The sequence below is a fragment of the Mesorhizobium sp. M0909 genome (genome assembly GCF_040319515.1).
Taxonomy (GTDB): domain Bacteria; phylum Pseudomonadota; class Alphaproteobacteria; order Rhizobiales; family Rhizobiaceae; genus Mesorhizobium.
Genome location: NZ_JAMYOA010000006.1, coordinates 14,329 through 35,289, shown reverse-complemented (window position 1 = coordinate 35,289; position 20,961 = coordinate 14,329). Strand labels below are relative to the sequence as shown.

At 62.2% G+C, this 20,961-nt stretch carries 21 protein-coding genes; 10 read left to right on the top strand and 11 right to left on the bottom strand.

Annotation, left to right across the window (positions count from 1 at the left end; translation table 11 throughout):
* Window positions 1-13: 13 nt before the first annotated feature.
* From NKH83_RS10945 to NKH83_RS10930, 4 genes are all read right to left on the bottom strand, one after another.
* Window positions 14-1,681 carry a vWA domain-containing protein gene (locus tag NKH83_RS10945; protein WP_352804040.1) on the bottom strand — a complete coding sequence of 556 codons (1,668 nt, stop codon included), beginning with the start codon at window positions 1,679-1,681 and terminating at the stop codon, window positions 14-16.
* Between the two features lie 111 nt (window positions 1,682-1,792).
* Window positions 1,793-2,791, bottom strand: coding sequence for a GlxA family transcriptional regulator (locus NKH83_RS10940; protein ID WP_254820541.1), 999 nt, complete (start codon window positions 2,789-2,791; stop codon window positions 1,793-1,795).
* Window positions 2,792-2,807: 16 nt separating this feature from the next.
* Window positions 2,808-3,707, bottom strand: a complete 900-nt coding sequence (folD, locus tag NKH83_RS10935) for a bifunctional methylenetetrahydrofolate dehydrogenase/methenyltetrahydrofolate cyclohydrolase FolD (protein ID WP_352804037.1) — start codon at window positions 3,705-3,707, stop codon at window positions 2,808-2,810.
* 201 nt (window positions 3,708-3,908) lie between these two features.
* Window positions 3,909-4,643: a hypothetical protein gene (locus tag NKH83_RS10930; protein WP_352804034.1), complete on the bottom strand. Its 735-nt coding sequence runs from the start codon at window positions 4,641-4,643 to the stop codon at window positions 3,909-3,911.
* A gap of 225 nt (window positions 4,644-4,868) precedes the next feature.
* On the opposite strand from NKH83_RS10930, the gene proC reads away from it, so the two are divergent.
* The gene (gene proC / locus NKH83_RS10925; protein ID WP_352804031.1) at window positions 4,869-5,684 is read left to right on the top strand and encodes a pyrroline-5-carboxylate reductase; all 816 of its coding nucleotides are present in this window, start codon (window positions 4,869-4,871) and stop codon (window positions 5,682-5,684) included.
* 14 nt (window positions 5,685-5,698) lie between these two features.
* Here proC and NKH83_RS10920 read toward each other — a convergent pair whose 3' ends face one another.
* The 3 genes from NKH83_RS10920 to NKH83_RS10910 form a co-directional block, all read right to left on the bottom strand.
* The gene (locus NKH83_RS10920; RefSeq protein WP_352804029.1) at window positions 5,699-6,091 is read right to left on the bottom strand and encodes a type II toxin-antitoxin system VapC family toxin; all 393 of its coding nucleotides are present in this window, start codon (window positions 6,089-6,091) and stop codon (window positions 5,699-5,701) included.
* Entirely contained in the window at window positions 6,091-6,333 is a 243-nt protein-coding gene (locus NKH83_RS10915; protein ID WP_254820546.1) for a type II toxin-antitoxin system VapB family antitoxin, read from the bottom strand. Before NKH83_RS10915 ends, NKH83_RS10920 begins: the two co-directional genes overlap by 1 nt.
* 102 nt (window positions 6,334-6,435) lie before the next feature.
* Window positions 6,436-7,749, bottom strand: a complete 1,314-nt coding sequence (locus NKH83_RS10910) for an NAD(P)H-dependent oxidoreductase (RefSeq protein ID WP_352804024.1) — start codon at window positions 7,747-7,749, stop codon at window positions 6,436-6,438.
* Window positions 7,750-8,169: 420 nt separating this feature from the next.
* On the opposite strand from NKH83_RS10910, the gene NKH83_RS10905 reads away from it, so the two are divergent.
* The 4 genes from NKH83_RS10905 (at window position 8,170) to NKH83_RS10890 (ending at window position 11,286) form a co-directional block, all read left to right on the top strand.
* Window positions 8,170-9,363, top strand: a complete 1,194-nt coding sequence (locus NKH83_RS10905) for a pilus assembly protein TadG-related protein (protein WP_352804021.1) — start codon at window positions 8,170-8,172, stop codon at window positions 9,361-9,363.
* A gap of 26 nt (window positions 9,364-9,389) precedes the next feature.
* Window positions 9,390-9,809 (top strand): TadE/TadG family type IV pilus assembly protein, encoded by a 420-nt coding sequence (locus tag NKH83_RS10900; protein ID WP_352702162.1) that lies wholly within the window; start codon window positions 9,390-9,392, stop codon window positions 9,807-9,809.
* Window positions 9,810-9,849: 40 nt separating this feature from the next.
* On the top strand, window positions 9,850-10,203 hold the full coding sequence (locus tag NKH83_RS10895) for a TadE/TadG family type IV pilus assembly protein (RefSeq protein WP_254820550.1): 354 nt from the start codon (window positions 9,850-9,852) through the stop codon (window positions 10,201-10,203).
* Between the two features lie 201 nt (window positions 10,204-10,404).
* On the top strand, window positions 10,405-11,286 hold the full coding sequence (locus NKH83_RS10890) for a YihY/virulence factor BrkB family protein (RefSeq protein ID WP_352800592.1): 882 nt from the start codon (window positions 10,405-10,407) through the stop codon (window positions 11,284-11,286).
* Between the two features lie 113 nt (window positions 11,287-11,399).
* Here the strand turns inward: NKH83_RS10890 and NKH83_RS10885 are convergent, their stop codons facing one another.
* The 4 genes from NKH83_RS10885 to NKH83_RS10870 all read right to left on the bottom strand — a co-directional run bounded on the left by NKH83_RS10885 (window position 11,400) and on the right by NKH83_RS10870 (window position 16,840).
* On the bottom strand, window positions 11,400-12,161 hold the full coding sequence (locus tag NKH83_RS10885) for a glutamine amidotransferase (RefSeq protein WP_352804016.1): 762 nt from the start codon (window positions 12,159-12,161) through the stop codon (window positions 11,400-11,402).
* 86 nt (window positions 12,162-12,247) lie between these two features.
* Window positions 12,248-13,249, bottom strand: a complete 1,002-nt coding sequence (locus NKH83_RS10880) for a rhamnose ABC transporter substrate-binding protein (protein WP_352804011.1) — start codon at window positions 13,247-13,249, stop codon at window positions 12,248-12,250.
* A gap of 46 nt (window positions 13,250-13,295) precedes the next feature.
* The gene (locus NKH83_RS10875) at window positions 13,296-14,285 is read right to left on the bottom strand and encodes an ABC transporter permease (RefSeq protein ID WP_352804008.1); all 990 of its coding nucleotides are present in this window, start codon (window positions 14,283-14,285) and stop codon (window positions 13,296-13,298) included.
* On the bottom strand, window positions 14,282-16,840 hold the full coding sequence (locus tag NKH83_RS10870; RefSeq protein WP_502895562.1) for an ATP-binding cassette domain-containing protein: 2,559 nt from the start codon (window positions 16,838-16,840) through the stop codon (window positions 14,282-14,284). Before NKH83_RS10870 ends, NKH83_RS10875 begins: the two co-directional genes overlap by 4 nt.
* A 194-nt stretch (window positions 16,841-17,034) precedes the next feature.
* On the opposite strand from NKH83_RS10870, the gene NKH83_RS10865 reads away from it, so the two are divergent.
* The 5 genes from NKH83_RS10865 (at window position 17,035) to NKH83_RS10845 (ending at window position 20,948) form a co-directional block, all read left to right on the top strand.
* On the top strand, window positions 17,035-18,318 hold the full coding sequence (locus NKH83_RS10865; RefSeq protein ID WP_352804002.1) for an ROK family transcriptional regulator: 1,284 nt from the start codon (window positions 17,035-17,037) through the stop codon (window positions 18,316-18,318).
* 191 nt (window positions 18,319-18,509) lie between these two features.
* Window positions 18,510-18,710: a CsbD family protein gene (locus tag NKH83_RS10860; protein ID WP_023677416.1), complete on the top strand. Its 201-nt coding sequence runs from the start codon at window positions 18,510-18,512 to the stop codon at window positions 18,708-18,710.
* A 505-nt stretch (window positions 18,711-19,215) separates the two neighbouring features.
* A complete protein-coding gene (locus tag NKH83_RS10855) occupies window positions 19,216-19,743 on the top strand; it encodes a hypothetical protein (RefSeq protein WP_352803999.1) in 528 nt (175 codons plus the stop codon).
* 270 nt (window positions 19,744-20,013) lie between these two features.
* Entirely contained in the window at window positions 20,014-20,271 is a 258-nt protein-coding gene (locus NKH83_RS10850; RefSeq protein WP_352803997.1) for a hypothetical protein, read from the top strand.
* An 83-nt stretch (window positions 20,272-20,354) separates the two neighbouring features.
* Window positions 20,355-20,948, top strand: a complete 594-nt coding sequence (locus NKH83_RS10845; RefSeq protein WP_352803994.1) for an SOS response-associated peptidase — start codon at window positions 20,355-20,357, stop codon at window positions 20,946-20,948.
* Window positions 20,949-20,961 lie beyond the last annotated feature (13 nt).

Here is a 20,961-nt window from a genome sequence, read left to right as displayed (position 1 = left end):
CTCTCCCCTGGATCTATTGAACCGTGAGTTCGGCTCGCGCGCCGGCCCTGACCGTGACTGTGCCTTCCTTCGAGCTGTTGTCCGATTTCTCCGAAACCACCGCGTAGTCGCCGGCCGACAGGGTGGCTTCATACTTCTGGTCATAGGCGTAGCCGACCGACTTGCGGGTTCCGTCGATGTTCTTCCTGGCCTCGAATATCTCGATCTTCGAGGCCCCTGGCGCGGTTATCGTCAGCATGCCGGCGTTCATCGCGATCTTCAGATCCTGATGGTCGCCAACCTTGACGCTGAACGGCTGCTCGGCAACCGCAAGGTCGACCGTCGCGACCAGCACATAATCGTCGGGCGGCAGATCGAACTTGCTGTCCGGACCGTAGGCATAAGTCACCTCCCGCCTGGTTCCGTCGACGCTCTTTTTCGCCTGGAGCACCTTGAAGCCGACGCCCGAACCCTCGGCCTTGTCGCCGCCGGCAGCATAATAGGCGTTGGCGACGATACGCCCGACGCCGACGATGACGTCCTTGTCGATGACCCTGCCGGCGGCAAGCGGGATCGTCTCGGTAACCATGCCCTGGCCGATCGTGACGGTCACCTTCTGGTCGCCGGCCGGCAGCACGACTTTCGTGTCGCCGTAATAGGTCGGCGGGGTGTCGACGCCGGGATAGCCGACTACGACAGCCGCGCCGCCGTCAACGTCCGCTCCTTCGCTTGGCCGCGGGTGGATGACCAGCGTGCCGGCATTCAGATTGAAGTGCGGCTTGGCGGCCTGGCCAGGCTCTATCTTGATCTTCTGTTCGGCCCTGGCCTCGCCGGCGCGTGCGACGACGATATAGTCGCCCGGCTCAAGATTGCCCTTGTAGGCGCCATATTCAGTGGTGACGGGATCGCCGCGCGTGCCGTCGGAATTTGCCTTGTAGATCTCCCAGGCATTGCCGTCGGTGACGGGATCGCCACCCTCGGCAAGCACGACGGTGGGCACGAAATTGGACTCCGCCGGCTGCGCGGGCGCCGGCTGGGGAGCAGGCTGCGGGGCGGGAGCCGGTTCAGGGGCGGGTGGCGGAGGCGCGACGGTCTCGACGAGAGCGTCCTGCAATGCGTTTTCATCCGACGCTTCGATATATTTGCCGCCGGTGTTTTCGGCGAGGCAAGCGACCTGCTTGCCCTCGGCCGCCGTCAGGCCGAAGCCGACGACATTGACGGTGAAGTCGACGCCGGCAGCCTCCAGTTCCTTGCCGAGCGCACAGGGGTCGCCGTTGCATGTCTCGATGCCATCGGTGATGAGAACGACCGTCGCCTTGCCCTCGGTGTATTTCAACGCCTCCGCCGCTTGTTTGACGGCGGCGGTCAGCGGCGTCCTGCCCTGAAATTTCAGGCTGTCGGCCGCGGCTGAGATCGCACTGGCCGAGCCGGCCTGCGGTGGCAAGATGAGTTCGATGTCGTCACAACTGGCCTTCTCGCGATGGCCATAGGCCATGAGGCCGATTTCCTCGTCGGCGGGGACCGATTGCAGTACGTTCCGTAGCGATTGACGGGCGATTTCGAGCTTGGGCTTGCCGTCGATCTGCGCCCACATCGAGCCGGAGGCATCGAGAACGATAATGACGCGATCGGCGGCGAAGCCGAACCCCGTCATCCACAGCAGCAGGGTCGCCGCCGCGGCGCTCCGCACAAATCCCACCATCGAATATTTCCCCATCAGTCGCCGCCGCTCGGCGCCGGAAAGCTATTTGACGCCGCGTCGCGACACAAGCCCGGCTGGAGCACGAAGCTGCGCCGCCGCTGTGCAAAACCCTCAATAGGTCGTGCGGCGTTCCTCGGAAGGCGGCCGGCCGAACTGCAGCCGATAGCTCTGGGCAAAATAGGAATGCGAGGTGAAGCCGGTGGCGATCGCCACGTCGAGGATCGGCATGTTGGTCTGGCGCAGCAGTTCGCGCGCCCGCTCGAGCCTAAGCCGCATATAGTAGCGCCCGGGCGTCACGCTGAGATGGCGCAGGAACAGGCGCTCGACCTGGCGCACCGACAGGCCCGCCGACTTGGCAAGCTGCACCGCCGACAGCGGCTCGTCGAGATGGTCGGCCATCAGCTCGACGATGCGGCGCAGCTTCTCCGACTTGCCGGTCAGGTCGCGCTCCGGGCCGACGCGCTGGCGGTCACCGGCCGAGCGGATGCGCTCATGCTGGAACTGGTTGGCGACGCCATTGGCGAGGCTCGAGCCGAAATCACCGCGCACGATCTCCAGCATCAGGTCGATCGAGGTGGTGCCGCCGGCGCAAGTGTAGCGCTTGCGGTCGATCTCGAAGACGTTGCCGGTGCAGTTGATATCCGGGAAACGCTCGAGGAAACCGGCGCGGTTTTCCCAATGGATGGTGCAGCGATAGCCATCGAGCTGGCCTGCCTCGGCAAGCAGATAGGAGCCGACCGAAAGCGCGCCGAGCGCATTACCGCGCCGGCCCCAGCTGCGCAGCGCCGCCAGCACCTTGCTCTTGCCGGGAAATTCCGTCGTCAGCCCGACCGAGACGAACAGGATATCGACCGGCGGCAGATCGGCGACGGCGTAGTCGATCTTGAGTGGCAGGCCGTTGGACGCCATGACGGCATCGCCGTCGGCCGACACCGTCGTCCAGCCATAGAAATCGCGGCCGAGCAGCCGGTTCGCCGACCGGAACGTGTCGATTGCCGCGGCCAGCGAGAACATGGAGAACTTGTCGACCAGCAGAAACCCGAACTGTCGGCCGCCCTGAACGGGATCATTGGTGACCGGCCGTTCTAAGGGAACAGTGAGGTTCGGCAAGGACGCTGCTTTCTGGTCAGAAGGAAGGCCGTTTCAACCCGGCCGCGAGATAGGCGGAAGCTAGCGTGTTGGCCATCAGCATGGCAATGGTCATCGGTCCGACGCCGCCAGGCACCGGCGTGATGGCGCCGGCCGTCTTCGCCGCCTCGGCATAGGCGACGTCGCCGACGAGACGGGTCTTGCCTTCACCCTTTTCAGGTGCGGCGATGCGGTTGATGCCGACATCGATGACGGTAGCGCCAGGCTTGACCCAGTCGCCGCGGACCATTTCAGGCCGGCCGACGGCTGCAACCAGAATATCGGCGGTGCGGGCAAGCGCCGGCAGGTCCCTGGTGCGGCTGTGTGCGATAGTGACGGTGCAGTTGGCGGCAAGCAGAAGATTGGCCATCGGTTTGCCCACGATGTTCGAACGCCCGACGACGACCGCATTGAGGCCGGACAGGTCCTTGCCACGCACCCGTTCGATCAGCAGCATCGAGCCGGCCGGCGTGCAAGGCACGAAGGCGGTCTCAAGCTCGCCGGTGCCGAGCTTGCCGACATTGATGAAGTGGAAGCCGTCGACATCCTTCTCCGGCGCGATGGTCTGGATGATCTTGCCGGCGTCGATATGGCCGGGAAGCGGAAGCTGCACCAGGATGCCGTTGATGGCCGGATCGGCATTGAGCTGGCCGATGATCTTCAAAAGGTCCGGCTCGGAGGTTTCGGCCGGCAGCGTGTGCTGAACCGAATGGAAGCCGCATTCCTTGGCGGTACGGGATTTGGATGCGACATAGACCTGGCTCGCCGGATCCTCGCCGACGATGACCACCGCGAGACCGGGCTGCTGCCCACCTTTTTCCGCTAGTTCGGCGGTCAGTGTCTTGACCCGCCGCACCACGTCTTCGGCGACGCTTTTTCCGTCAATCAACTCGGCCATGAACCACCCTCGACGCCTATTGCTAAGCCTGCCGCATCCATGCGGCGTGCTCCAGATATGTTTTTGTGCAGGTCGTTGCCCAGAACCATGCGCGGGCGGGCGGACATGCAGCGCGGCATTTTCACGAAAATCGAGCCGGGCAATCCCGTCAATGCGCCGTCCCATGCCGTTAACTCGAAACCGGCATGTTTTATTCGACGCTCAGAAATAGCGGCGATGCGTGCGGTTTTCGGTGAGCTCGCGAACCGCCTCGCGGAATTCGCGCAGGCTGGCGCGGATTTCCTCGATCTGGCTTTGCTGATCGGCGGCTTCCGAGGCCTGAATTGCGTCCCTCGACCAGGCCTGAGTATGTGCCGAATGCGGCGGCGTGGATTGCTGCGGATACGGTGCCCGACCGGCATAGAGCGGCTGCGGGTAGAAGGCAGGCGACATGGCTGCGCTTGAGTTTGTCGCGGTGGAAGTTTCACCGGATGCCCTCTCCGCCGGCGCTCTGCCGGGCATGAGCCGGCCCAGCGCCGACAACACGGCACCGATCAGACCCGGCCGTTTGGTGCGCGCGACCTCGAGCAGAGCGGTAGGCGGCGCTGCCGGGTATGCGGCGCGATCAGCGGAACCGGAATCGGAGCCGCCAAGGGAGCCAGCGGGGTCGAAAAACCGATCGGAAGCTGTAGCCTCTTCCATCAGCATGGTGCCGGCCTTTGGCGCATCAGGATGGGGCTGGCCTATGCCTGCGGCTGCCAACAGGATCGGGCTGGCACGCGCTTCGCGGCGCGAGCGGGCCAGACGATGGCGTGTGGCGGCATCCTCGCGCCATGACGGGGCTGTACGGTCCTCCAGGGAAACCAGCGCTGCTTCGTCTTCGTCGCGTGCTGCCTCGAGGAACGACAGCAGGGACTGCTCGTTCCTCCAGTGTTCATGATTATTCCTATAAGCCATGGTTTCTGGAGCTTCCCCCCTCGGGCTGGGACGTAGCGACCGCCACTGGTTAAGCGATGCTAAACAGGCATAGGAAATAAAAGGTTAATTGGTCGCCGCGCCCTTGCGCGACTACATGCGCATCCCAACCGCAAGGTCCGGGTTTCCGCCTGATCACGGTCCCAACGGGGCTTCCCCGCCCTGCCGCGAACGGCTATTGGAAGCCATCTCTATGGGAGGCTTTCGATGACGATCAGGCTTGTTCTCGCCGGTTGCGGCAATATGGGTTCTGCCATGCTCTCGGGCTGGCTGAAAGCCGGCAAGCTCGCTCCGGCTGCGGTGTTCGTGGTCGAGCCCAATGCCGAGTTGCGCAAGCGTGCCGAAGCACTGGGCTGCGCTGCTGCCGCGGACGCCGGCGCCATCCCGGCGGACGCCGTGCCGGCCCTCGTCGTCATAGCGGTCAAGCCGCAGGTGATCCGCGACGTCACCGCTGGCTACATCCGCTTCAACGATGGCCGAACCACTTTCCTCAGCATCGCCGCCGGGACGCCGGTCGCTACGTTCGAAGGCATTCTCGGCGATCGCGCGCCGATCCTGCGCTGCATGCCCAACACGCCGGCGGCAATCGGCAAGGGCATGATGGTGGTGTTTTCCAACAGGCTGGTCTCTGACGACACCAAGCGTTTCGTCGCCGACCTGCTCTCGGCGAGCGGGCAAGTGGCCGACATCGACGACGAGGGTCTGATGGATGCAGTGACAGCAGTCTCCGGGTCGGGGCCGGCCTATATCTTCCATTTCATCGAAGCGCTGACGGTGGCCGCCGAGAAGACCGGCCTGCCTGGCAAGGTCGCAAAGCTCCTGGCCATGCAGACGGTCTACGGCGCCGCATCGCTGGCCGCCGAAAGCGGCGAGGAGCCCGGCGTGCTTAGACAGCAGGTGACCAGCCCCAACGGCACCACGGCTGCCGCCCTTGCCGTGCTGATGGGCGAGGACCGTCTGACGCGCCTGCTCACCGAGGCGGTGGAAGCGGCGCGGCTGCGATCGATCGAGCTGGGGAAGTAACAGCCGATTGCGGATTACGGGAGATCGGTATGCGAAAAGTCGTTGCCCTTGTAGAGCAGTGCGGAGCCATGACTTTTTGCACAAGCATAAGAAAGGCAGTCGGCTAAGTTAAGCTGGGTGGGATGTCCGCGCCCTTTTCCGTAGTCTGAAAATGCATGGATTGCGAGCTTGGCATCGTTGGCGTCGATAGGCACAATTTCGATTTCAGCCTCGCGAAGAAACGCCTCTATCGCATCTCCGGCGACAACCGGCGGCACGGCAAGCATCGTCGAAAGCCGCATCGCCGCTTCAAGCACCACCAACGCCGAAGTTATTCTTGCGGGCGCTGCCTCGATGCGGTTGCTCCACTCGCCGGCATCCTCTTCGCCTGAAAGAATCGCGACAACCACGGAGGTGTCGACGAACATCAGGAATGGCCCCACATCTCATCGATCTCATCCTTCGTCATAGCCCGACCATCTTGGCCTGCCTTGGCCTTGAAGTCGTTGGCAATGGCAGCAAGCCGCTCGGCCAAGGGAATGCGTCCGCTCTCCCTCTTCAACTCGGATTCAAGCGCTTCGATGACCGCTTCCGTCATCGAAATCTTGCGTTTGGCAGCAAGCTCTCGCGCCAGTTCGCGTGCGCGCGGATCCCTGATCTGAAGATTCATGTAATCGCCTCCGCCTTCATCGTCACTACAATATAGAGAATTCGTCATGACAACGCCAGTGCTCGGCCGGAGACCATTGCGACGGCTCACCGGTCGAGAGCCTTACGCCCCATACAGCATCTCGTCCTGCAGCCGGCGCAAGGCGAACAGCCTGGTCGTCGGGTCGGGCGCGGCATTGTCGGCGGTGAGCAATTCGCCTTTCCGCACCTGTTTCAGCACCTTGCCGCCTTCGAGCAGGCCGACGGGCACGGCGCGATGGGCGCGGGCTTCTTCGACGGTCATGGTCCAGGAGCGGTAGCAGGTCTCGCCGATCGCATCGAACGTCTCGCCCGTCGCCAGATCGCGCTTGGCCACGGCGCAGACCTCGGCCACCGGCCGTGGCAGCGGCACCATGTCGGGCTTGCCATAAAGCGCGATGCGAGCGGCCGTCAGCGGCACTTCCAGCGAGGTCAGATGGTAGGGCCTGAAGAAGCTGTAATAGGGGCCGTGGCCGATATGCAGATCGTCCATGCGCTCTATAATGCGCGGATGCGTCGCCTCGACGATTACGAAGACGCCGGGCGCCACGCCCTTGCCGACGGTGTAGTCGACGACGCCCTTCTTCGACAGGATGCCGCCCTGCTCGCGCGGGATCAGCACCTTGACCAGCTCGTCGCGATCGGCCTTGGGGCCGTGCATGCCGGGAACGTCGGGCACCAGCCCGGTGGCGTTGGCAATGGCGCACATCTCGACCATGGTTTTCGAGCCGTCGACGAACTCGACCAGCATGCGCGGATTCATGTTGCGGCGTAGCGCTTCCTCGCGATAGTCGTCGGGAACGGCGTCGTGGTTGAGCGGGTTGTTCTTGCCCTTGCCGGCGGAGACGATGGTGTAGCCGAGCGCCGAGGCGAACTCGATCAGCTCCATGCAGCTCGACGGCTCGTCGCCGGCGCCGACCGAATAGACGACGCCGAGCCGGTCGGCCTGCTGCTTCAGATAGCAGCCGATGGTGACGTCGGCCTCGACATTCATCATCACCAGATGCTTGCCGTGCTGCATCGCCATCAGGTCGAAATCGGCGGCGACGCCGGGCTTGCCGGTAGCATCGATGACGACATCGATAAGCGGATTGGTGACCAGCATTTCGTTCGAGGTGATGGCGATCTTGCCGCTTTCGATCACCTGGCTGAGCTTCGACGGCGTATCGGCCTCCCGTGCCATCGCCTCGTCGCCATAGGCGATGCGGATGGCATCACGCGCCGTATGCGGGCGGCGCGTCGAGATCGCGCAAACCGAAATGCCCGGCATCAGCATGCCTTGCGTCACCAGGTCGGTTCCCATCTCGCCGGAACCGATGACGCCGATGCGCACCGGGCGGCCTTGTGCGGCGCGCTTGGCAAGATCGCGGGCAAGCCCAGTCAAGGCGACATTGGTCATGCGAGAGCGTCCACTGCTTTAAGTCTTTGTTTTGTGCATGTCGCTGTCCCAAAACCGCGGCACACTTGGGCAACATGCATCAGGATGCGGGAATAGCAGGGAACGGTAACGGTTTGCCAACGAAACCGGCCGCCGGCGGTGTTTTCTTGCGCTTGGCCCCAAAATCGGATTGCTTTCTGTGAAGACAATGCACCCGGCCAAAGTGTTACCGACGGTCCTGTGGGCCTAACGTCCGCGTTCTCAGATCTTAGAAAATGCCTCTCAGGGCACAACCGGCGAACGGGTGCAGCAGAACCGCTAAGCGCCGTTTGAATGGATCACAGCCAAGAAATGGACGGAAATTCTTAGTCATTCCTTTATGCATCCCGGCTTAAATGAGGAATGGACTGGCGTGCCCGTATCTTCAGGCGTTTTTTCTGCATGCGACGAACCGGCAAGAGTGGCAACGTTGCCACTATTTTTGCCCTGTCGTTGCCGATCGTCGTCGGCGGCGCGGGTCTCGGCGTTGAGACTTCCTACTGGTATTACAGCGGCCTGAAGCTACAAGCGGTGGCGGATGCGGCAGCCTATGCTGGAGCTTTGGAAAAGGTTTCAGGATCCGACAAACCAACGATAGTCTCCGCCGCGACATTGTCTGCGACAACGAATGGCTGGGACCCGTCGACAGGCACAATCGAAATCTTCACGCCCCCGTCCTCCGGCCCGAATGTGGCCCAAAAGGCTGTCGAGGTCATCGTTCATCAGACCCTCGATCGGTTTTTTACATCGATATTCACGCAAAATGCGGTCGGCGCACAGGCAAGGGCGGTGGCTCTTATCACCGACGCCTCAAAGGCCTGCGCTCTAGCTCTCAATCATTCCGCTCCGAAAGCGGCGCTCTTTTCCGGCAGTTCGAATCTCAAACTGAACGGCTGCGTCGTGATGTCGAATTCGATAGCCGCGGACGCCATCAAGCTTCAGGGATCGGCAAGCCTTCAGGTCGATTGCCTGGTATCGGCAGGCGGTGTTTCGTTGAGCAACCCCGTGACGACCGTGTGCGCCAGGCCGATAACCCAGGCGTTGCCCGCTGCCGATCCTTTTGCCGACTTGCCGGCGCCACCGGCCACGAACCCCTGTCGAAACAGCAATCAGTCGGTGTTGCAACCTGGAACATACTGCAGGGGGCTCAGCTTGAGCGGCAATGTAACGCTTTCGCCCGGGATATACGTCATTCAAGGCGGTGATTTCAAAGCGAACTCGAACGCGAATATTTCCGGCGACGGAGTCATCATTTATCTGGCCGGCAGCTCCGGCGTCAGCATGAACGGCACGGCCACCGTCAAGCTCAGCGCACCAACGTCGGGCACCTATTCGGGGGTGCTGTTTTACGGCGACAAAGCCAACCTGACTGGATCGAACACGGTTAATGGGACCGCAGATTCGCTTTTGACCGGCGCTTTGTATTTTCCAACGCAAGACGTTAATTATCTCGGCAATTTCTCGGGCAAAGGCGGTTGCACTCAGGTCATCGCCAGTACCGTGCAGTGGTCCGGCAACGCGAACGTCAATCAGGACTGCACGAGCCTTGGAATGCGAGACATTCCGGCCACGCAATCCATAAAGCTTGTCGAGTAATCTTCGTGACAGGGTCAGCAGTCCGGATGTTCCGTAGCGATTCGGGTGCTGCCGCGGTAGAGTTTGCGCTGATTGTGCCGATCCTTTGCCTGGTACTCCTTGGCATCATTGACGGCTGGTCTTTTGTGTCGAACGCGTTGTCGATGCGTGCAGGCGTCAAAACGGCGGCGAATCTCGTGATGCAAGGAGCAGCCGAGGATGCGACTATCCAAGCTGTCGCTCTTTCAGGCTGGGAAAACCATCCCGGCGACGCGCAGGTGACGCTGAGCCGGAAATATATGTGCGGGACCACCGTGGTCGACCCATCTGTCCTGTGCGACAGTTTGAAAGCTCCCGCGGTTTTCGTCGAAATCCAAGCGACAGCCACCTGGTCACCGCCCTTCAGTTTCGGCGCGTTTTCGCTCTCGCGCGAGCTCACTCACCAACAGGTGATCCGTGTTCGCTAAAGCGAGGGCCTTCATACGGGGAGCATCAGGCGGAGCTGCGTTGGAGTTCGCGCTGATCGCCCCTGTTCTGATAATGGTCTTGATCGGCGTCTTCGCATTCGGTTGGGCCTTGAATGCCATGTCCAGCGTTCGGTATACGCTGGAAACGTCCGCGCGTGCGCTGCAGATGAAGAACTCGCTGACGCAGGCCGAGATAGAAGCCATAGCCACGGCAAAATTGCTGACTTTGGGATTGAAAGACGTAGACGTAACAATAGCAATCGACGCCCCCAACGGCGGCTTTCGAATGGCACATCTCACGGCCAGGTATGCTTTCGTTATCGAGTTCCCGTACTTCGATCGGTATCCGATAAATTATGGGACGACTGTCGCAGTTCCATTGGTTGGATCATGAGCGCGTCCAATTTCCTTAGGCAATAAGGGTGAGCGGCTCAACGAAAGCGGCTGCGTCGGTTTCTCGCGGGCTACCGCAATTCGGCCAGCAACACCTGCGCCTCGGCGAGGTTTTTTCAGAGCCGGCGGCCAGGTTGTCCACTACCCCTCGCCCACTTCTATCTCGCCGCTACTTGTTTAATGACAATTATGCGAGGCCCACATGTGGAACTTGGCGACAGAGGGCTGGGTACTCCTCAGGCAAAGCATCCTCGGCTTCGTCAACGACAATGCGCTGAGCCATGGGGCGGCGATAGCGTTTTATGCCACGACTTCGCTTGCGCCGATCCTGCTCATCGTTGTCGCTATCGCCGGCATGGCCTTCGGGCACGAGGCGGCGCAACTCGCCCTTTCGGCACAGATCGCCGGCCTGATGGGGCCGCAAAGTGCCGAGCTGCTGCAGGCGACGATCGAGAACGCCTCGCAGAAGGAAGCGGGAACCCTTGCCAGCATTCTGGGGCTGGTCACGCTGTTCGTCGCCGCATCCGGCGTGTTCGGCGAAATGCAGCTGGCGCTGAACGAAATCTGGAAAGTCAAACCGAGCGGGGCAACGATCTCGCGGCTGGTTCGGGCACGCATTGCAAGCCTGGGCCTGGTCGCCGCGCTTGGTTTCCTGCTCCTGGTGTCGCTGGTCGTAAGCGCTGCAATTTCGGCGCTCGGAGAGGTCATCAACGCCTATCTGCCGTTCGGCACCATCATCCTGAGCGCCATCAACGGGATCGTCTCGTTTGCCCTGATCACGCTGCTGTTTGCCGCGATCTACAAGGTGCTGCCCGACCGCAGCCTGCAATGGCGCGATGTCGGCCTGGGCGCCGTGGTCACCGGGTTTCTGTTCACCATCGGCAAGTCGCTGATTGGCTGGTATATCGGAACCAGCGCCATCTCATCGTCATACGGCGCGGCCGGCGCCCTGCTCGTCGTGCTGTTATGGGTCTATTATTCGGCGGAGATATTTCTGCTGGGCGCAGAATTCACGCGAGCCTATTCGGTCCGACACGGCAGCCGGACCGATTTGAAGAACAAGGTGGAATTGCATGGCAAATGAGTTCACGCCGAAATTCCACCTCGCCGGCAAGGTGGTGCTGGTCACCGGCGCCTCGCGCGGCAGCGGCCGCGCCAGGACAACCGCACTGGGTGAAACCTGGTTGTCCGGCTTCCTCATTCATCGCCGGCGAGCCAACGGACCATGTTCGCCATCAGTCTTCCGTAGAACGGCCATGCGAGGAAATCCTGCGAGAGCCAATGCGGGCCGATATCGGTTGCCCAGGCAATCGTGCGGCCGCGGCTGTAGCTGCCGACGGCAAGGAGCGGCCAGTCGGTGCCGCGATAGTGGCAGGTCGCCAGAAGCCGGGACGAACCGTCGCGCCTGAATTCCAGCTTGTTCATGCCGAGGATCGGCGGCAACGGCCCCTCCACCCCGGAAAAAATCGGATGTGACGACTGCAGGATGGAGGTCTGCAGGCCTTGCGGCACCTCCATGCCGTCGCAGTAGGGTAGGCAACGGACCGGCAGAACGTCCTCGACCGAGGTGTCGTGGAAACGCGCCGTCCCGAACATGCCCTGAAAGCCCATATAGCCGCCGGCCAGCATCAGCCCGCCGCCAGCTTCGACATAGGCCTTGAGCACATCGAGGCGGTTGACGCCGACACGCCCGGCGCGGGCATCCGGCGTGAGCAGCAATGTCAGGGCGCCGACGTCGGAGATCACCACCGCCTGATATTGGGCGAGCCCATCGAGGTCATAAGGAAACTCCGCGCTGCAACGCTCGCCGCCGATCTGCGTGACGGCGATGCCTTCAGTGGCCAGCGCGGCATTGAAGGCCGTCGCGCCATTTGTCGAGGCCGCAGTTGTAAGCACGTCGCTGCCGATGGCAACCGACGTCGTCGCTGCAAAGGTTTCGCCTGCAAGCAAGATCTTCATTGCCGCCCCGCACTGTTTTCATTCAAGAGGTTTTTAGGAAGGGCGCCGGATCGACCGGCGCCCCTCTGGAGCTTGGCTCCATAGAATCAGAACTTGAACTCGGCCAAATTTTCGGGGGTCACGATCTTGGCCGGACCAAGGATCAGTTCGCCGCCGGCGCCAATCGTATATTCGCCGAGCCTGCCTGCCGTGAACTTCTCACCCTCCTTGCCGGTGATCTTGCACTGCGCAAGCGCCTGGGCTGTCTGATAGGTAAGATAGCCAAGATCGGTGACGTTCCACCAGATATCCTGAGCCGCCCCGTCCTTGATGTATTTCGAGATCAGAGTGGCCGGCGCGAGGCCGGTCAGCTTGACCTTGCCGATCATGCCCGCTTCCTCGAGTGCACGCGCGGCCGCCGGAAGGCCAATGCCTGCCGGGACGATGATCACCTTGAGATCGGGAAACGCCTGGACCAGCGCCAATGCCTGCTGCTGGTTGATCTGTTCGCTTTCTTCACCATAGGCCACCTGCACCAGCTTCATCTTGGAGAATTTCGGCTCGGCCGCCATCCTCGCCTTCATGAAGTCGATCCAGGCGTTCTGGTTGGTCGCCGTCGGCGTCGACGACAGGATCGCGAATTCGCCTTCACCGCCGCTGAGGGCGAATGCACTTTCCAGCATCATTTCTGCCAGACTGTCGCCCTTGACCTGATTGACAAACACCGCGCGGGCATCGGCAGCCACATCGGAGTCGTACGAAATCACCCTGACGCCCTGCTGAACGGCCCGCTTCAGCGCAGGCGCGACCGCATTGGCGTCGTTACCTGCAATTGCGATGACCCCGACCTTCTGCGAGACGAGGCTGTTGATGAATTCGATCTGCGCCTCGGCAGTCGCCTGCGACGGGGCGACCTGGGTGGCGGTGCCGCCAATTTCCTTGGCCGCCTCTTGTGCGCCTCCGAAGGCCACTTTGAAGTAGGGATCTGTGTCGAGCTTGGGCAGGAAACCGACCGTTACGGGTTCCTTGGCGCATTCCTGGCTGAAGGCCAGCGACGTTGGCGCAAGCAGAACCGCGGATGCGAGCAGGGCTAATCTAAACGCTTTCATTGTGACTCCTCCGTCAAAATTCGGGCTTGAAGGAAGGGGCCCGAGATCACCCCTTTGTCTCGCGCATTGCGCGGGATCTGCTGAGCATCTCCTGTGTGGAGCGCCAGTAATTGCCGACCAGCAGCGAACCGATCAGAAGCAGGCCGATGATCATGCCCTGGGCGTCGCCACCGATCTGGTTCAGCGCCAGCACGTTGCGGATGATGGCGATGAGGACCAGTGCCAGCATGACGCCGGTCAGGCGGCCCTTGCCGCCAAAGACGCTGACGCCGCCGAGCAGCACGATGGTGATGACGTCGAGTTCCATGCCGAGCGCATTGTTGGCGCGGGCGTTGGAGAGGCGCGCGGTATAGACGATGCCGGCTATGGCGGCGATGACGCCCGAGACGACGAACAGGTTCAGCACCATCCGCCGCGTGTTTATGCCCGAATAGCGCGCCACTTCGGGGCTGCCGCCGAGCGCGTAGATGCGCTTGCCGGTCGGCGTCTTCTGCAGCACGACCGCAAACACCGGCGCCAGCACCAGGAAGGGCACGATGGTCCACGGTATCTCGGTGCCAGGCAGGTTGTTGATGCCGAAATCGACGACCGCGGGCGGCAGGATGTTGACCGAGCCGGTGCCGAGCAGGATGTAGCCAATGCCTCGATAGAGCGCCATGGTGCCGAGCGTCACAACCAACGACTGCAGTCCAAGGCCCGAGACCAGATAGCCGTTGAAGGCGCCGAGCAGGCCGCCGCCGACGAGCGTCAGCGGGATTGCGGCAAGCGTCGGCACACCGGCCTGGACCAGCAAGCCAAAGACGACGGATGTCAGCGCCAGCACCGAGGCGATCGACAGGTCGATCTCGCGGGTGATGATGAGCAGCGTCATCGGCAGGATCAGCAATGCCTTTTCCGAGGCGCTGGCGGCCAGTTGCGAGAGATTGAAGCCGGAAACGAAATTCGGCACGAAGATCGCGGCATAGAGGAAGATGGCTACACAGGAGGTCGCCAGCAGCAGATCCCAGAAGTCGATCGAACGGACGAACTTTTTCACCGCGCCCTCGCCTGTCTTGCCTGCTCGGCGCGCCGTACGATGAAGGTGTCGATGCCGATGGCGACCAGGATCACCAGGCCGTAGACGCCCTGCAGCCACAGCGGATCGACGCGCACCAGCGTCAGCCCGTTCTTGATGACCAGCAGCGTGAGGGCTCCGAGGATGATACCGAGCAGCGTGCCCGAGCCACCGCGGATGGCGACGCCGCCGACCACTGCCGACGCGATCACCGTGAGTTCGAAGCCGAGCGCAACGCGGGCGTCGATAGTCGCATAGCGCGATGCCCACAGCGCGCCGCACAGGCCGCCGAGCAGGCCGGCCATGCCAAAGGCCAGCAGAATGCGCCGGTCGACGGGGATGCCGATCAGACGCGCGCCGTCGGGATTGGAGCCGGCGGCGAACAGTTCGCGCCCGAAGGCGGTGCGATAGAGCAGCACGTAGCCCAGGCAGAGGATGACGATTGCGATGACGACGATCAGCGGCACGCCGGCGATCTTCAGGCCGGTCATGTCGAGCCAGGCTTGCGTGACTTCGTCGGCGCTGATCTGGTCGCCGGCTGCCCAGATCGAGTTGAAGCCGCGGAAGATTGACATCGAGGCCAGCGTGACGACGATCGCCGGGATCTTTCCCCTGGTGACGACGAGGCCGTTGATCAGGCCGGCGACGCCACCGACGGCGCATGCGGTCATCAGCCCGATGCCGATGTCGAGCCCTGGATAGGCCTGGACCATGCTGGCCGCCATGTAGGCCGACAGGCCAATCACCGCGGCGATCGAAAGGTCGATGTTGCGGGTGATCAGCACCAGCATCTGCGCGAGTGCTGCAACCACGAGCAGTGCGGCATCCATCGACACGGCGGTCAGGTTTGCAGCGCTCACCATGCGCGGGTTGATGATGGTGACCGGGATCGCGACCGCCAGCATCGCGGCGAGCAGGCCGAACTCCCGCCGCTTCAGTATGTCGAGCGGCCCTTTTCTCTTCTCCTCGCCAGCGGCCTGTGCCGCCGCATCGGCGCTTTCGCCGGCTTTCGTCGCTGCTTCCAGCACCTTTTCCTGGGTGGCTTCGCCCCTGGCAAATTCGGCCGTCCGATGGCCTTCGCGCAGGACGATAATGCGGTCGCACATGCCGATGAGTTCGGGCATTTCGGAGGAGATCAGGATGATGGCCATTCCCTGCGCGGCAAGGTCGGCGATCATCGCATGCACTTCCGCCTTGGTGCCGACATCGATGCCTTGCGTCGGCTCGTCGAGGATGAGGACGCGCGGTTCGGTGCGCAGCCATTTGGCCAACACCACCTTCTGCTGGTTGCCGCCGGACAGTTCCTTCACCGGCTGCGCGTAGCCGGAAAAGCGAAGCTTCATGCGCTTCAGCCAGTCCGAAACCAGGTTGATCGCGCGGTTCGTGCCGTAGAAGCCGGAGCGGGCTGCCTTGTCGAGGATTGGCAGCGCCGCATTGTCGAGGATGGAAAAATCCATCACCAGGCTCTGGCCCATGCGGTCTTCCGAGACATAGGCGATGCGCGCATCCATGGCGTCGCGTGACGAGGCGAAGCGCACAACTTCGCCGTCGATCAGGATTTCGCCGGCATCGGGCTGGTCGATGCCGAACAGCACGCGCGCGATCTCGGTCCGACCGCTGCCGACCAGGCCGCCGAGCCCGAGCACCTCGCCGGCATGGAGCTTGAGGTCGATATTGGAAAAGCCGCCGGCGTGCGAAAGCCCCCTCGCCTCCAGCACCAGTGCGCCGGTGGCGTGGCTTCGTTGCGGATAGAGGTCGGTGACCTCGCGGCCGACCATCATGCCGATGGCGGCGGCGCGGCCAAGCTCGGCCTTCGGCTTGACGCCAATGAGACGTCCGTCGCGCAGCACCGCGATGCGGTCGGCGATGCGGAAGATCTCGTCCATGCGGTGGCCGACGAACATCATCGCCACGCCGTGCAGCCGCAGGTCGGCGACGACAGTGAACAGCCGCTCGACCTCGCGCTGCGACAGGGCGGCCGTCGGCTCGTCCATGATCAGCACCCGCGCGTCGAGCGACAGGGCGCGGGCGATCTCGACCAGTTGCTGTTCGGAGGTGCGCAACGTTCCGAGCCGGGTTTCGGCCGGCACGTCGAGGCCGACTGTCGACAGCACCCTGCGCGCGCCGGTAAGCATGGCGGCGTTGTCGATGCCGCCGAAGCGGTCGCGCGGCATATGGCCGAGATAGATATTCTCTGCCACCGAAAGATCAGGGAAAAGACCGGGGTGCTGGTGCATGACCGAGATGCCGGCAGCCTGGGCGTCGTGCGGTGAATGGAAGACCACAGGCTTGCCATCGACTTCGACATGGCCGCCGGTCGGGAGATACACGCCGGCCAGCAGCTTTACGCAGGTGCTCTTGCCGGCGCCGTTTTCGCCAAGCAGAGCCAGCACCTCGCCTGAGCGCAAGTCGAAGGACGCGTCCTTGAGGGCAATCGTGCCGCCGAAGGCTTTTGTCGCCTGAACCAGGGCAACGGGGACAGCCGCGTCGTTCTTCACCATGGCGTCGGCTTCGCCTAATGCGCCCAAGTGCAGCACCTTTCCTCCCTGGTCTGTTTTTTCAATTTGCTATATTAAATGACTGAATGCCGCAACTGGAAAATTGACTTCCATGGCCGCGAAGGGCACTGTCGCGTCGCGCACGGGTGCGATTGAGTGCTCTCTCCCGCGGCAGCCCTAAAGCTGCCGACGACTGGAGTGACTCTGCGGGAATGAATGGGGAGGCGCCGGTTTTGTCCGGAAAAGGCAGCAATTCGGTCAAGGTACGGCATTATAACGAGCGCTTCGTGCTTGATGCCATCCGCCGCCTGAAGGAGGCATCCAAGTCAGATCTGGCGCGCGCCGCAAATCTGACGCCAGCCGCGGTCGCCACCATTGTCGACGGGCTGGAATCATCGGGATTCGTAAAGCAAGTGGGAAAAAGGTTCGGACAACGCGGATCGCCGTCCACTCTCTACCGACTTGCGCCGGAGCGCATCTACAGCGTCGGCATCAAGATCGGCCGGCGCGCGCTGGAAGCCGTGCTCGTCGACTTCGCCGGCGAGGTCCGCTCGCGCGAGTCGCACGAATATCGCTTTCCGGATCCCGACATGGTGCTTAAGGCCGGCAACATGTCGCTGGCCAATTTCGACAAGTTGATCGAGGGGCTTGGCGATGCCAGCATCGTCGGCGTCGGCATCGCCTCGCCCTATTTCCTCGGCGGCTGGAGCGAGGAGCTCGGCTTTCCCGACGACCTTGGCAGCCGCTGGGAAGCAATCGATCTGACGACTTTCTTCGCCACAAAGCCGAAGACCCCGGTCTTCGTGGAAAACGACGCGTCATCGGCTGCACTCGCAGAGCTCATCCAGGGGACCGGCGCGCGGTTCCGCGACTTCATGCATATCTCGATCGACACCTTTGTCGGCGGCGGACTGGTGCAAGGCGGCAAGGTCCACACCGGGCCGCACGGCAACAGCGCCGCGCTCGGTCCTTTGCCGGTCTCGCCTTCAAGCCTCGATTCGGTGGCGGCCAAGCCGGCGCGCTACCAGAGCCTGCTGCATCGCGCTTCGATCTATGTGCTGGTCAATCATCTCAAATCGCGCGGCATCGAAATCAATCGCGTGCGCGAACTCGACCCCTTGCCGCCGGGGGCGCGCGAACCGCTGTCCGAATGGATCGACGATTGCGCCAATGCGCTGGTCGAGGCGATCATCGCAATCACCTCCGTCATCGACATCGAGGCGATCGTTCTCGACAGCATCCTGCCGCGGCCGATCCATCTCGAGCTGCTGGCAAAGGTGCAGACCCAGTTCAACAGGATCAGCGCCATCGGCATCGTGGCGCCGGAAATCGTCTCGGGACAATTCGGCCCCGAGGCCTCGCCGATCGGCGCGGCGATGCTGCCGTTCTCGGCACTGTTGGCGCCCGACAGCGGCGTGCTGATGATCGGCAAGGACAGAACGATGCTGCTGGGCAGCCTGTCGAGACTTGCCAGCCAAAGCCAATCAGGAAGAAGCTCAGCGACTTCAACAGGATAGGGTGGCGCTGCAAGGAGCATCAAGCTCCAGGCATCATCAACATCAGCTCGCAGTCCGGCACGGGCACGGCAGGCTTTTTGCGCCGGCACCGGAACTTTTAGCGGCCGCTAATCTTCATTCGTCACCGACATTGAAATGCCGATCGGTCCGCGCTCCGCTTCAGTGCGGGCCCAGGAAGCAAGGAGGAACATATGAACTGGGATCAAATCAAGGGAAAATGGACGCAGTTCAAAGGCAAGGCGAAAGAGCAGTGGGGTGACTTAACCGACGATGATCTTGATCGGATCGAGGGCAACCGGGACCAGCTCTTGGGGCGTATCCAGGAGCGATATGGCATCGCCAAGGAAGAGGCGGAGCGCCAGGTTGATGACTGGTCCAGAAGCATCAGCTGAGCCTTGGACGCAACGCCGTCTTCTCCGACCGGGGTGAACTCGCGTCGCCCGCCGTGCCGACTGGTGCGGTGGGCTCTTTCGACAGCGAGGCCCCGCGAGGAACCTTTAGCCGTATCTAATGTTCTACTTGCGTGGCGGGCTTCGCCCCGGCGTGCGCCCCGCCCGGAGGCGAAGGAGTGCAATCATGAACAACATTATCTGGCTGGTCGGCGCGATAGTGATCGTAATAGCCATTTTGAGTTTTTTGGGTCTGCGATAGCATCTGAACCCTCTCTTCGAGCTGGCGACCGTCCCCGCGCGGCATGGCCTCAGCACGCCCAAGCTGGTCAGACTTAGGTCCCAAGCAAGACACTCTGGGGTTGGACCGAAGCCTCGGCTGAGGAACGTAGCCGGCTGGCTCACGTTGTGGTGAGCTTTGGCGCGACGAAGATGCGTCCGGGCGGAAGAGTTCAAAGCCAGGGAGGAGAGGCCCGACGCTGCTAACGAGCGTCGGGCGTGGGCGTAAATGCAAACAATCAGCAGACTGTTCAATTCCCATGCCCAGGCAGCACGTGCCGTTGCCGCGCTTCAGGCTGCCGGGATTCGCCGTCGCCAGATCAGCGTGGTCGGATCTTACAACGACAACGATGAACCGATCAGCGTTGCTGGATATTACGACGATGAGATGAGCGCTCTCTGGCGGAGCGCCGTCGCCGGTGCCGCACTTGGCGCCACGGCTGGTCTGTTAGCCGGTTTCAGCGCTTTTGGAGCTCAAGACGTTGATCCTGCGGGGATGACCGGCATGGCTCTGGTCGGTGCGGCGTGGGGCGGCTTTGCCGGCGTGCTTCTCGGAACTTTCGCCAATTTCGCCCAGAAGCCGCGCAAGCCGAAGATCGCAGAAGGTGTCATACTGGTGATGGCCCGGGTCGATGAAAGGCAGGCCGGCGCCGCGCATACGGTGCTCCGGAGTTTCGCGGAGATGCCTTCCGGGCCGATGAAGAGGAGCGCTTTGCCAAATTCAAGCCGGCTCCGCGTCCGATCTGGTGCCCGATGAAGTTTGGTTCGCGAAACAGCAATTCAAACCGGAGGCGCCCGACGAAAGCTTGGCAAACCAACACTTTGGAAGCATGCGGGCTACTTACCGTCGTGTTGTCCTTTATTCTTACCGTTCTGTTGGCTGGTCTCATCCTTGGCTGAACCGAACCCATGCCCTAGCCACCGGCGACACTATGCCCGGCAATTGGCGAAGGTTGTGGCCAGTTCGAAGGATTAAACCATTCGTGCTAAGCGTTAATAGCTTGTAGCCATAGGAGAGGACGCCGACGTGGACAAACGGGCTGAAGGAGACAGGGAGAAGTTGGCCCGAGGCGAGTTCGAGCTCAGAGCCGAACGATATGGTGTGAACGCCTTTCTTCTCGTTGTCGAACTTGTAAATCTGCTGGAAAAGCGCGGATTGATCAGCAGCGACGACGTCGCGAAAATAGCCGAGGCCGCCGCACTTGCCGTCGCCGCATCCAGTCAACCTGACGTGAACAGCATCAATCTGTTGCAGACCATCGCTGCCGCACGCCGGCCCAAATAGGCTTATATCAAATCCGCCGGCAATCAGCGCCAACCAAACGCTATGGATTGACCTGATCTCGGTCGAGCGTACGGAGCCTTTCCATGTGCAATGACTACGAGCAGCACATCGCCTGGGCCGAATACTGCCGGATGATGGAATCGCTGGCGCTAAAAATCCCCAGCCATCAAACCGAACTGGATCTGCCGCAGGCGGATGACATCCACATCAACGACCCCGGGCCTGTAATGCGCGCCGCCGGCGACGCAATCGAACTGGCGTCGATGACGTTCGGCTTTCCCCCGGCCGGGCCAAAAGGCGGACCTGTATTCAACTTTCGCTCGGAGGGCCGACAGTTCGGCAACAGCAAGCGCTGTCTCGTTCCGGCGTCGGCATTCTTCGAATTCACTGGAACGAAATATCCAAAAACCAAGCACAGGTTCACGCTGAATGGCCATTCGTTCATGGCGATTGCCGGGTTGTGGCGCGAGGCTATCGGCAACAAGCCGCCGACGTTCACGATGCTGACGAGCGAGCCGGGGCCGGACGTGGCGCCATATCACAACCGGCAAGTGGTTGTGCTGCGGCCATCGGACTGGGCGGCCTGGATCCACTTGACGAGGTCCGAGGCTGAACTCCTGCGCCCGTTGCCGGAAGGGTGGCTCAGAGTGGAGACAGCTCGGGTGGGTTCGGAGTAGGAACCATGGGAAA

What these genes read in the sequence shown, in the direction of transcription:
- NKH83_RS10945 (WP_352804040.1), bottom strand. Translation starts at nt 1,681, where the DNA reads ATGGTGGGATTTGTGCGGAGCGCCGCGGCGGCGACCCTGCTGCTGTGG.
- folD (WP_352804037.1), bottom strand. Translation starts at nt 3,707, where the DNA reads ATGGCCGAGTTGATTGACGGAAAAAGCGTCGCCGAAGACGTGGTGCGG.
- NKH83_RS10930 (WP_352804034.1), bottom strand. Translation starts at nt 4,643, where the DNA reads ATGGCTTATAGGAATAATCATGAACACTGGAGGAACGAGCAGTCCCTG.
- proC (WP_352804031.1), top strand. Translation starts at nt 4,869, where the DNA reads ATGACGATCAGGCTTGTTCTCGCCGGTTGCGGCAATATGGGTTCTGCC.
- NKH83_RS10920 (WP_352804029.1), bottom strand. Translation starts at nt 6,091, where the DNA reads ATGTTCGTCGACACCTCCGTGGTTGTCGCGATTCTTTCAGGCGAAGAG.
- NKH83_RS10915 (WP_254820546.1), bottom strand. Translation starts at nt 6,333, where the DNA reads ATGAATCTTCAGATCAGGGATCCGCGCGCACGCGAACTGGCGCGAGAG.
- NKH83_RS10910 (WP_352804024.1), bottom strand. Translation starts at nt 7,749, where the DNA reads ATGACCAATGTCGCCTTGACTGGGCTTGCCCGCGATCTTGCCAAGCGC.
- NKH83_RS10905 (WP_352804021.1), top strand. Translation starts at nt 8,170, where the DNA reads ATGCGACGAACCGGCAAGAGTGGCAACGTTGCCACTATTTTTGCCCTG.
- NKH83_RS10900 (WP_352702162.1), top strand. Translation starts at nt 9,390, where the DNA reads ATGTTCCGTAGCGATTCGGGTGCTGCCGCGGTAGAGTTTGCGCTGATT.
- NKH83_RS10890 (WP_352800592.1), top strand. Translation starts at nt 10,405, where the DNA reads ATGTGGAACTTGGCGACAGAGGGCTGGGTACTCCTCAGGCAAAGCATC.
- NKH83_RS10885 (WP_352804016.1), bottom strand. Translation starts at nt 12,161, where the DNA reads ATGAAGATCTTGCTTGCAGGCGAAACCTTTGCAGCGACGACGTCGGTT.
- NKH83_RS10880 (WP_352804011.1), bottom strand. Translation starts at nt 13,249, where the DNA reads ATGAAAGCGTTTAGATTAGCCCTGCTCGCATCCGCGGTTCTGCTTGCG.
- NKH83_RS10860 (WP_023677416.1), top strand. Translation starts at nt 18,510, where the DNA reads ATGAACTGGGATCAAATCAAGGGAAAATGGACGCAGTTCAAAGGCAAG.
- NKH83_RS10855 (WP_352803999.1), top strand. Translation starts at nt 19,216, where the DNA reads ATGCAAACAATCAGCAGACTGTTCAATTCCCATGCCCAGGCAGCACGT.
- NKH83_RS10845 (WP_352803994.1), top strand. Translation starts at nt 20,355, where the DNA reads ATGTGCAATGACTACGAGCAGCACATCGCCTGGGCCGAATACTGCCGG.